This window comes from Jatrophihabitans sp., assembly GCF_036389215.1.
In the GTDB taxonomy this organism is placed as follows: Bacteria; Actinomycetota; Actinomycetes; order Mycobacteriales; family Jatrophihabitantaceae; genus Jatrophihabitans_A.
This window is the reverse complement of sequence record NZ_DASVQG010000094.1, coordinates 1-10,395: the sequence shown is the minus strand read 5'-3', so window position 1 is coordinate 10,395 and position 10,395 is coordinate 1. Positions and strand designations below refer to the sequence as shown.

The window sequence follows — 10,395 nt, the reverse complement described above, 5'->3', positions numbered from 1 at the left end:
GCCGCCGCCTCCAGCGCGGCGGTCGCGTCACGAGCCGCCGCCTCACGCTCGGCCGCAGCCTCCAGTTCGGCCGCCGCCTCACGCTCCGCACGAGCCTCACGCTCGGCCGCAGCCTCCAGCGCGGCAGCCGCCTCACGAGCCGCCGCCTCACGCTCGGCAGCAGCGTCTCAATCGGCGGCAGCGTCTCAATCGGCGGCCAGGCAGGCGCCTGACTGTGAACCCGGGTACAGCCCCTGCATCCCGAGCGGGTCGGGCGACATCGACTGCGCCGGCGGGTCCGGAAACGGGCCGCGCTACGTAGCGGGACCGGTGGAGGTGACCGGCGATGATCCTTACGGCCTCGACCGGGACGGAGACGGGATCGGGTGTGAATGAGCACCGCGCCCGGCTGGCCCCCACCACGTCTACGCATGACGATGCGCGGATGAGATGAGGGCGATCGAGACGTCCGCGGCGGTGCGGCGCGGAGACCTGTCCGCCCGCGCCGCCACCGAGCAGGCGCTGGCACGCATCGCCGAACGCGATCCCGCTCTCGGAGCGTTTCGAGTGGTGCGCCACCAGCGCGCGCTTGCCGAGGCGGACGAGGTCGATGCCCGTCCCGATCGGGCGACGCTGCCGCTGGCCGGTGTGCCCATCGCGGTCAAGGACAACGTCGCGGTGGCCGGAGAGGCGATGCTCAACGGGTCGCGGGGCAGTTCCCAGCTCCCGCAACCGGCCGATCATGAGGTGGTCCGCAGGCTCCGGGCGGCCGGAGCGGTCGTGGTCGGGCTGACCAACGTTCCCGAGCTGTGCATGTTCGGAACCACGGATTCGTCGGGCGGCATCACCCGCAACCCCTGGAACACCAACTACAGCCCGGGCGGCTCGTCCGGTGGCAGCGCCGCCGCGGTCGCCTCCGGCATGGTCGCCGTGGCGCACGGCAACGACGGCATGGGCTCGATCCGGATCCCGGCGGCGTGCACCGGCCTGGTCGGCATCAGGCCCGGGTTCGGGATGGTGCCGGCCGAGTTGGGCAGCGGTTCGTGGTTCGGGATGGCCGAGAACGGGCCGCTGGCCACCACCGTCGCCGACTGTGCGCTGCTGCTGTCGGTGATGGCCGACCGTCCCGGCCTGGCCGTGCTGGACATCGACGGCCAGCCGCGGCTGCGGATCGGGGTCTCGGTGAACGCGCCGCTGCCCGGCCTGCGGGTCGAGCGGCAGCTCCGCTCCGCGGCGGGCGAAACCGCCGAACTGCTGGCCGCGGCGGGGCATCAGGTGATCAGGGCCAAGCTGCGCTACCCGAGCAAGGCAGGACCGGCGGCGATGGCCCGCTGGTTCGCCGGCGCGGAACTGGACGCGCGGCTGCTGGCAGACCGTTCACAGGTCGACAAGCGGATCGCCCGGCATGCCCTGCTGGGCAGAGCGGTGCTGGCGCTGGGCGGCCCGCGGCCGGGTGGTCAACGGTCCATGCAGCAGGCGGCAGAGCGGTACTTCGAGCGGGTCGACGTGCTCCTCACGCCGACGCTGGCCCAGTTCCCGCCGGCGGCGACGGCGTGGAGCAGGCGCGGCTGGGCCGCCAACGTGGCATCCAACGTTCGCTACGCACCCTTCGCCGCCCCCTGGAACCTGGCCGGCTGGCCGGCGATGGCCGTGCCGGCGGGCGTTGCCGCCAACGGCTTGCCGCTGTCCGTGCAACTCGTCGGCCGGCCCGGCAGCGAAGCGACGCTGCTGGCGCTGGCCGCGCACCTGGAGCGACTGCTGCCCTGGCGGCGGCTGGCACCCGGCTACTAGTCCGGCAGCAGCGGGACGGTCAGCCCCTGGTCGACGCCGAGCAGGACCCCGCGGGTGATCGCCGCACGGCCGTACCGGTCGCGGACCCGATCCACCACCGAGTCCAGGTCGTGCGGGCTGCGTCGCTCGAACGGCAACTCCAGTTGAACCGCGTCGGCGTGGTCGAGATTGCTCAACGTCACCCCGATCAACGTGATGCCCTGCTCACCGATCAGCCTCGCATTGCCCTGCAGCAACCGGCGCAGCGCCAGCAGCACGACGGCGGTGTCGTTGGTGGCGGCGGCCAGCGTGTGCGATCGGGTACCGCGGCTGAAGTCGTCGAAGCGCAACCGCAGCACGACGGTCCGGCACACCCGGTTGGCACCCCGCAGCCGGCGGCAGACCCGATCCACCAGGACGATGAGGCGGGCGTCCAGCTCGGCGGGTGACAGCCGGCGGCGGCCCAGCGCGCACTGCGCCCCGATGGAGCGCCGGCGCCGGCCCACGGTGACGGGCCGGGGATCTCGATTGCGGGCCAGCGCGTGCAGGTGACGTCCCGAAGCCCCTCCCAGCATCGACACCAGCGCCCGCTCCTCGACCTCGGCCAGCTCGCCGACCGTGAAGATGCCCCGATTTCGCAACTTCTCAGCGGTGACCCTGCCGACGCCCCACAGCCGTTGCACCGGCAGCGGATGCAGGAAGGCCAGCTCGGCGTCGACCGGCACCACCAGCAGGCCGTCCGGTTTGGCGACCGCGCTGGCGACCTTGGCCAGGAACTTGGTACGCGCCACCCCGACGGTGATCGGCAGCCCGACCTGATCGCGTACCGCGCGCCGCAGCCCCACCGCGATCTCCGACGGCGAACCGGCGATCCTGCGCAATCCGCCGACATCCAGGAAGGCCTCATCGATCGACATCGGCTCGACCAGTGGCGTGGTGTCGTGGAACACCTCGAACACCGCCTTGCTGGCGGCCGAGTACGCGCTCATCCGGGGTGGCACCACGATCGCCTCGGGACACAGCTGCTTGGCCTGCCGCCCGCCCATCGCGGTCCGGACGCCGAACGCCTTGGCCTCATAGCTCGCGGCCAGCACCACGCCGCCGCCGACGATCACCGGACGGCCGCGCAGCCGCGGATCGTCGCGCTGCTCCACCGAGGCATAGAACGAGTCCAGGTCGGCATGCAGGATCGTCGGCTCGGCGGGCACCCCCGCAGAATCGCACATGTGTTCGATTGATGCCAGCGACTAGGGCGCGTCGTGCTCCAGGAATGGCCCGACCGGGCCGGGCCGGCTCGCCGATCGCAGCTCGGCCGCCAGTAGTTGCTGTGCCGGCGCCGGCAGGCTCCTGGTCGAACGCTGCCGCAGCCACGGAAGTGTCGCCTCGTCGTCGTCCCAGCGGGGAACCACGTGGACATGCAGGTGGTCGACCGTCTGCCCGGAATTCGGCCCGCTGGCATTGAGCACGACCACGCCGGTGGCACCGAGCGCGCTGAGCATCGCCCGGCTGACCCGGCGCACCAGCGCGGCCACCGCGACGACGTCGCGCTCGTCCGCGTCGTGTATCCCGACGGCATGCCTGCGAGGCACCACCAGCGTGTGGCCGGGTGCGAACTCGTCAGCCGGCAACGGCGCGAACGCGACCGCGTCGGGTTCGCGGGCAACCCACCGCGCCTCACCGCTCAGCAACAGCTCGCAGAACGCGCACGCCATGACGCGCATTGTGCGCGAGATCGACGACTACGCACTCGGGTTTCCAGCGTCCTCCCGCGAAACGCCCTGGCCCGGCTGCGCAGCATCGACTGGCACCGAGGCATAGGCCCGGACCGGGAACGTCCCGAACCGGGCGACCCGCGGCGGTGCGGCGGTGAACCGGGCGCCGGTGGGCGGTAACTGATCCAGGCCGGTGAGGTGCTCGACGATCGGGACGCCGGCCGCCAGCAGTACCGAATGGGCCGGCCGGTGCCCGCCGCTGCTGATGTCGTCGATGTTGACCGAGTCGATCCCGACCAGCCGGGCACCGTGCTCCACCAGCCAGCGGGCACCCGCTTCGGTGAGATAGGGCGCGTCCTCGGCGTAGGCCGGCGTGCCCCAGCGCCGGTCGCCGCCGGTGTGCAGCAGCACGGCATGGTCGCGGACGTGCAGAGCTGCCAGCGCCCCCACGTCGACGGCCCGGCCGGTGCTGCCGGTGGTCCGGACGAGCACCACCGGCAGGTCGGCCAGCACGGTCAGCGGCAGCCCTGCCAGGTCGGTGCCGCCGGCGTAGCGGTGATAGGGGCTGTCCAGGTAGGTGCCGGTATTGCCGATCATGCTGATCCGGTCCATCGCGAACTCGGTGCCCGGCGCGTACACCTGCCGCGATGCCTCCCGGGTCAGCTGCGGCGTTATCTCCGGCGCGGGGATGCCCGGATAGGTCACCATGCCGGCGGTGATCACATGACTCAGCTCCACCCACCTGCGGCCGGCAGCCGCCGGGGCCGGGGCACCGGAGCTGTCGCTCGGGCCGCCGCGGGTGCCCTTGTGCGCCTCGGCGAACAGCCGCAGGTCCCGCACCTCCACCCGTTGGACCATCAGCAGGCTCAGCGACGCGAGGAACAGCTCGCCGACCTGCTCGGCCGTGGTGTCCGGGCCCGGGACGTCCACCCGGAACCGCTCGGCCCGCAGGCTGCCCCCGTTGCCGAACACCACCGTCGCGTCGAACTCGGCTCGATACTGCTCGGCTCGATACTGCTCGGCTCGGTACGGCTGGGCTGGCATGGCCCAAGCCAATCACGCGAGCCCGGCCAGCACCTCACGGACGTCGTCATAGGTCGCCGAGAATTCGGTGTCGCCCAGCCTGAACCGCTCCAGCCGGATCGCGAGCAGGTGCCGGGCCAGGTAGAACCGCGCCCGGAGCCGGTCGTGGTCACCAGCCGGCAGCCGGCCGTACCTGTCGAAGAAGGCCTGGTGTTCGGCACCCTGGCGCCGCTGCGCGCAGTAGATCGTCCAGTCCGCCGGCGGGTCGCCCCACCAGGCCCGGTCCGAATCCACCACGCCGGTGATCCTCGGCTCCGGGGCATCCGGATCGATCAGCACGTTGACGGTCCACAGGTCCCCGTGCAGCAGCCGGGGTGTGCTGATCTCATCGAGCACGGCCCGGTGCCGGTCGGCGGCCACGGCCAGCTGCCGCGCGTCGTCGGCGTCCAGGCCGGCGTCGCGCAGGTCGGCGGCGGCGTCGTCGAAGTAGCCGATCAGCGCTTGGCTCCAGGTGGCGTAGGTAGGGCCGGCGACCATGCCGAACCGGCTCCCGCCGACGTCGTGGATGGTGCGGGCGATGCCGCCCAGCTGGCCGAAGAACGGCGCCCAGGCCGGCCTCGGGTAGCGGCTCAGGCCCTCCGGTGCGGCCACGCCGTCGAGCAGGGTCTGGAAGAGGTAGTCGCGACCGATCAGCTGGTGGGTGAAGTCGACGGCCAGGGTGCGGGGCAGCAACCGGCCGAGGCCCGCGAGGTAGGCAGCGGTGGCGTGCTCGTTGCGCATCAGCGCCCGCTCGATGCGAAACTGCCGGTCCGGCTCGGGGGCGACCCGCAGGATGACCGGCCGGTGGCCCTCCAACATCACCCGGTAGGTGCTGTTGTAGGCGCCGAGGCCGAGCTCGACCGCCGAGTTCAGCCGGACGCCGGCACCGAACGCGCGGCGGCACATCGCCTGCAGTTGCTCGGCGGTCACCGAGCGCTGGAAGGCGCCGGGAGCGCGTTCGATCGGCCGGAACTCCACCTGCCCGCTGCCCTCCTCCGAGTCTGCCGAGCCCGTCCCAACCAGCTGGCAGCCGACCGGACGCCGAGGCACCGGCGCCGTCGAAGCTATCAGGGGCCGACCGGGGGCCGAGCCCGGCTTCAGCGTGGCTCAGCAGGCGGTTCCTCGGTGCTGCCGATGCTGCGCTGTGCCCAGGCGACGTCGTGCCAGCTGCCGTGCTTGTAGCCGATGCGCCGGTAGGTCCCGACCGGCTCGAACCCCAGCGCCCGGTGCAGGCCCACGCTCGCCTCGTTGGGCAGCGTCATGCCGGCGAGCACGGTGCGAAAGCCGCGTTCGGCCAGCCGGGCGAACAGTGCCTCGTACAGCGCCCGGCCACCGCCGCCACGGTGCCGGCCGGGTTCGAGATAGACGCTCACCTGGCAGGACCACCGGTAGCCCGCTCGCGAGGCGAAGGGGCCGCCGTAGGCGTAGCCGACCACCCGGCCGCACTCTTCGAGCACCAGCCAGGCGTGGGTGCGGACGGCCTCGGCGATGCGCTCGGCCATCTCGGCGGGCGTGGGCGGGTCGGTCTCGAACGAGATCGCGGTGTCGGTGACGTAGGGGGCGTAGATCGCCGCGCAGGCCGCGGCGTCCTCGGCGCGGGCGTCCCTGATGAGACGCTCACCGCCGGTCGCCGCCGGGTTGCCGGTCACCGCCGGGTTGCCGGTCACCGCCGGGTTGTCGGTCACCGCCGGGTTGTCGTGTGCCGCAGGGCCGTCGGTCATTGCAGGGCCACCAGCCCGATGATGCCGAGCACGTACAGCGCCAGGACGACGGCCGAGTCGACCCCCATCCGCGCGATCTGGCGGCGGGGCCGGAAGATCAGCCCGGCCATGTAGGTGACCGTCAGCAGCGCGCCGAGCGCGGTCAGGTAGATGTCACTGCGCCCGGCCGCCGGCAACACGGCTTGGCCCGCGATCAGGGTGGCGGGCAGGAACAGCACCGGCAGGAACGCGTTGCCGCCGAAGATGTCGCCGATCGCGAGCTGGTAGTCGCCCATCCGGGCCGAGGTGATGCCGCTGGACACCTCGGGCAATGCCGTGGCCAGGGCCAGGACGGTGGCCCCGAACAGCACCCCGGACAGCCCGAGGCCACCGAAGAACTCCTCACCGCTGCGTTCGATGGTGACGCCGGTGACCAGGGTCGCGATCGCGGCCACGGTGAACACCGCCGCCGCCCGGCCGGTGCTCATGCCGCTGCTGGTGGCCACCGCCTCCTTCTTCGTCCGCCGGGCGCCGCGCGGATCGGGCTGGGTGTCCGGGGCGTCGCCGGAATCGCTCCACGGCAGGTTGCCGCTCGCCCGGTTGATCAGCAACAGCCCGGCCACCCACACCACGGCGATGATGAGCACGTCCGGTGTCAGCCTGGCATGCAGCAGCGAGGGCGGCAGCTGGGCGCCGGCCACGACGACCAGCAGCACCGCCACCACCAGGGCGCCTTCGAGCACGAGCACCAGGCTCGCCGCCTGGTAGGTGAGCGGCTTGCGCACCCGCACGCCGAACACGTCGAGTGCCACCAGCACCACGGTCTGCACGGCGATACCGCCGAGGATGTTGCCGACGGCCACGTCCAGATGATGTGACAGGGCGGCGCTGATGGTGATCGCGATCTCGGGCAGGTTGGTCGCGACGGCCAGCAGGATCAGCCCGCCGAGCGCCGAGCCGAGGTGCAGCCGCTCGGCCAGCACGTCGGTGGTGTCGGACAGCCGCATCCCGGATATCCAGATCACCGCGGCCGAACCGAGGAAGATGGCCACCAGCACCCCGGAGGGCAGTCCGCTCACCCTTCGAACCCTACGTCGAGCGATTCGTCCTATCTCGCCGGGCTGCCGTGCCGGGACCGGGCTGGGTCGCCGAGCGACATGGCCTGTTCGGTGGCCCGGGTGATGACGTCGTAGCACTGGCAGGCGTGGGCGTGCAGCTTCTCCTCGTCGAGGATGGTGATCGAGCCGCGGGTGTAGCTGATGCACCCCGCGTCGGCGAGCGCCTGGGCCACCTGGCTGACCGAGGCGCGGCGTACCGCGAGCATCTGGGCCAGGAACTCCTGGGTGAGGTCGAAGGTGTTGCTCTGCATGCGGTCAGCGCTCAGCAGCAGCCAGCGGGCGGCGCGCTGCTGCACCCGGTGCACCCGGTTGCAGGCGGCATTGCGTCCGAGCTGGGTGAACATCGCCTGGGTATAGCGGCGCAGCGAGGCCTGCAGCGGCCCGTCCACGATCGTCAACTGCTGCTGGAACTCCCCGGTCGTCATCCGCAGGGCGTGCCCGCTGATCTGGACGATCGCCCGTTCGTAGGGTTCGGCGGCACCGAGGAAGACCGAGAGCCCGGTCATCCCCTCCCTGCCCACCGTCGCGATCTCGACGACGTCGCCCCGCTCCAGCTCGTGCACCAGCGACACCACACCGACCGTCGGGAAGTGCACCGACCCGACCGGACGGCCCGGTTCGATCAAGACCTGACCCCGCGGCAGCGGCACCTCCTCCAGGTGCGGGAGCAACCCGGCCAGCTCGGCGTCGGTGAGCCCGGCCAGCACCGCGTTGCGGCGCGCGGTCGGGCCGTCGGTCGTCACGGCGCTCCTCCTGTGCGGAAGCGGTACCAGGGCTGAATCCACGGTAGTCGCTGTGTTCGCCAGCGTACATAACTAGGTGTACGGTAACTGTCATAGCAGCGTCATGGCCATGCGGGTCAAGGTGTTGTCACTCTGGAGAGACATGAGCACCGACGACGAGATTCGACAGGCCGCCGACGTGGTGGCAAGCATGGCGGGCGAGTTCACCGACCTGGCCAGGGTGATGACCGAAAACGCCCTCGAACCGACGCAGACGCTGGCCCGGATCGTCACGGTGGCGTCCCGCGCGGTGCCGGGCAGCGAGCACGCCGCCATCAGCCTCGTGGTCGGAAACGGGCCGCCGCGGACCACACCGACCAGCGATGAGCTGCCGCCGCAGATCGACCAGATCCAGTACGAGACCGCCGAGGGACCGTGCGTGCAGGCGCTGACCGAGAGCGACCTGGTGCTGACCAACGATCTGACTGCCGCGCCGGACTGGCCGCAGTTCGCGCGCCGGGCGGTGGAGGAGACCGGGGTGCGCAGCATGCTCAGCTACCGGCTGTTCCTCAACGACGGCAACCGCGGAGCGCTGAACTTCTACGCCATGAAGCCGGACGCCTTCGACATGTCCGCCGTCGCCACCGGGTCGATCTTCGCCGCCTACGCCTCGATGGCCCAACTCGCGGCACTGCACCGGGACCAGTCCATCCACCTGACCCGCGCGGTGGAATCCAACCGCGAGATCGGGGTCGCCATGGGCATCCTGATGGCCAACAAGCGACAGACCCAGGAGCAGGCCTTCACCGACCTGCGGATCGCCAGCCAGCACCTGCACCGCAAGCTGCGCGACATCGCCGCGGAGGTCATCTACACCGGTACGCTGCCCGACCAGCCGGCCCTGCGCCGGCAGAAGCCCACCTAGCCGCGGCAGCCGACCCGAGGCTGATCGCAGGGGGTGGGCGGCCCCATGGCTCATGCCTTCGAACCAGGGGGCCTAGGTGCCTGCCGTCCCGGGCCGGCACCAGCACCATTGTCAGGACGTTACTCCGGCGGCTGCAGTCACGGTGTCAACTATTGGTTACGTTCCCGGCAGCTGACCGTGATTACGTTCCGGGCAGCTGACCGGTCGAGGTCACTTCCTCGGCGATGTCGCGGAGCTTGCGGTTGGTGTCCTGACTGGCCCTGACCAGCAGCCGGAACGCCAGGTCGTCGGTGATCCTGAACCGCTCCATCAGGATTCCCTGCGCCTGGCCGATCACCTCCCGGGTCGTGACCGCCATGCGCAGGTCCTGCTTGCTCTGCTCGCTCGACATCGCGACCGCCGCGTGCGTGGCGAACAGCAACGCCACGTGCTCGGATGAGTCGTCGAAGGCGTTCGGCTCCTCGCTGAACAGGTTCAACACGCCCAACCCGTCGGACTGGACGAACAGCTGCACGGCCAGCATGCTGCCCACGCCGAGTTCCCGGGCACGTCCGGTGAAAGCGGGCCAGCGCTGCTCGGTGCTCATGTCCGACAGCCGCACGGTTCTCTCGTGCCAGAGGGAGTCCAGGCAGGGGCCCTGGCCGCAGTCGTATTGCGCGTGATCGACCGAGCGCGGCAGCTCGCCGGTGGCCGCGAGGGTTATGACCTCCTTGCGGCGTTGAACCCTGGAGATGCTGGCGTGCTGGGCGCCGGGCACCGTGCCGACCGCGGCCTGCACGATCTGTTTCAAGGTGTCGTCCAGGCCATGTTCGGCATCGAGGGTCCGGGCCAGTTCGCTGAGCCGCTGCGCCAGTGCGTCCTCGCCCGCGCGTGTTCCGGTGTCCTCGCTGGAGGGCATGCCCCGGCTGCCGGGCTTGTTGTCCTGCTCATCGCTCATGGCTGACCTCCGCCCCGACCGAACGTTCACCCACTTGGTCGGAGAGGGCCCGCCACGGTCTGGCTGGCTGCCATTCTTACATTAAAATTATGTAAAAGCTACGAAACGTATCGGGCGGAGCATCCGGTGAGCGAGGATGGATCGCGAAGGCGTTGCCAGGCCCCTGCGCCCGGTGAGGACCGATGCCGTCGCGATGGTCGCTAGGCGACCGCGAGCGAACGGTGCGGTTCCACGAGGGTGGGACTGGGACGCTCGCTCGCCGCCCGCGGGGCGTCGGCAGGCAGTTGCCCGGTGAGGACGACGTCGGCGGCGACGTCCCGGAGCTTGAGGTGGGCGTGCTGCGAGGTCATGCGCAGCATGTCGAAGGCCTGCTGGTCGGTGACCCGGTGGCTGGTCATCAGCACCCCGATCGCCATCCCGATCTCGCGATTGCTGGCCAGCCCGATCTCGAGGTTGGCGGCCTTGTTGCG

12 protein-coding genes are annotated in these 10,395 nt (G+C 71.1%); 3 read left to right on the top strand and 9 right to left on the bottom strand.

Features of this window, described 5'->3' with window-relative positions; translation table 11 throughout:
• Positions 1–212, top strand: a 212-nt coding sequence (locus tag VF542_RS04505; RefSeq protein WP_408650513.1) for a hypothetical protein, incomplete at its 5' end; no start/stop codon positions are given.
• 217 nt (positions 213–429) lie between these two features.
• Positions 430–1,770 carry an amidase gene (locus VF542_RS04500; protein ID WP_408650512.1) on the top strand — a complete coding sequence of 447 codons (1,341 nt, stop codon included), beginning with the start codon at positions 430–432 and terminating at the stop codon, positions 1,768–1,770.
• Here VF542_RS04500 and dinB read toward each other — a convergent pair.
• From dinB to VF542_RS04465, 7 genes are all read right to left on the bottom strand, one after another.
• Positions 1,767–2,975 (bottom strand): DNA polymerase IV, encoded by a 1,209-nt coding sequence (gene dinB / locus VF542_RS04495; RefSeq protein ID WP_408650511.1) that lies wholly within the window; start codon positions 2,973–2,975, stop codon positions 1,767–1,769. The two genes, VF542_RS04500 and dinB, sit on opposite strands and share 4 nt — an antisense overlap.
• A 21-nt stretch (positions 2,976–2,996) precedes the next feature.
• Entirely contained in the window at positions 2,997–3,461 is a 465-nt protein-coding gene (locus VF542_RS04490) for an HIT family protein (RefSeq protein ID WP_408650510.1), read from the bottom strand.
• 27 nt (positions 3,462–3,488) lie between these two features.
• On the bottom strand, positions 3,489–4,505 hold the full coding sequence (locus tag VF542_RS04485) for a cyclase family protein (RefSeq protein ID WP_408650509.1): 1,017 nt from the start codon (positions 4,503–4,505) through the stop codon (positions 3,489–3,491).
• Positions 4,506–4,517: 12 nt separating this feature from the next.
• A complete protein-coding gene (locus tag VF542_RS04480) occupies positions 4,518–5,501 on the bottom strand; it encodes a phosphotransferase family protein (protein ID WP_408650508.1) in 984 nt (327 codons plus the stop codon).
• 119 nt (positions 5,502–5,620) lie between these two features.
• Positions 5,621–6,244, bottom strand: a complete 624-nt coding sequence (locus VF542_RS04475; protein ID WP_408650507.1) for a GNAT family N-acetyltransferase — start codon at positions 6,242–6,244, stop codon at positions 5,621–5,623.
• A complete protein-coding gene (locus VF542_RS04470) occupies positions 6,241–7,302 on the bottom strand; it encodes a sodium:calcium antiporter (RefSeq protein ID WP_408650506.1) in 1,062 nt (353 codons plus the stop codon). Before VF542_RS04470 ends, VF542_RS04475 begins: the two co-directional genes overlap by 4 nt.
• Before the next feature lie 29 nt (positions 7,303–7,331).
• Entirely contained in the window at positions 7,332–8,084 is a 753-nt protein-coding gene (locus tag VF542_RS04465) for a Crp/Fnr family transcriptional regulator (protein WP_408650505.1), read from the bottom strand.
• A gap of 142 nt (positions 8,085–8,226) precedes the next feature.
• On the opposite strand from VF542_RS04465, the gene VF542_RS04460 reads away from it, so the two are divergent.
• Positions 8,227–8,988, top strand: a complete 762-nt coding sequence (locus VF542_RS04460; RefSeq protein ID WP_408650504.1) for a GAF and ANTAR domain-containing protein — start codon at positions 8,227–8,229, stop codon at positions 8,986–8,988.
• A gap of 181 nt (positions 8,989–9,169) precedes the next feature.
• Here VF542_RS04460 and VF542_RS04455 read toward each other — a convergent pair whose 3' ends face one another.
• Positions 9,170–9,925, bottom strand: coding sequence for an ANTAR domain-containing protein (locus tag VF542_RS04455; protein WP_408650503.1), 756 nt, complete (start codon positions 9,923–9,925; stop codon positions 9,170–9,172).
• Positions 9,926–10,125: 200 nt separating this feature from the next.
• Positions 10,126–10,395: ANTAR domain-containing protein (locus tag VF542_RS04450; RefSeq protein WP_408650502.1), on the bottom strand; the 270-nt coding region annotated here is incomplete at its 5' end.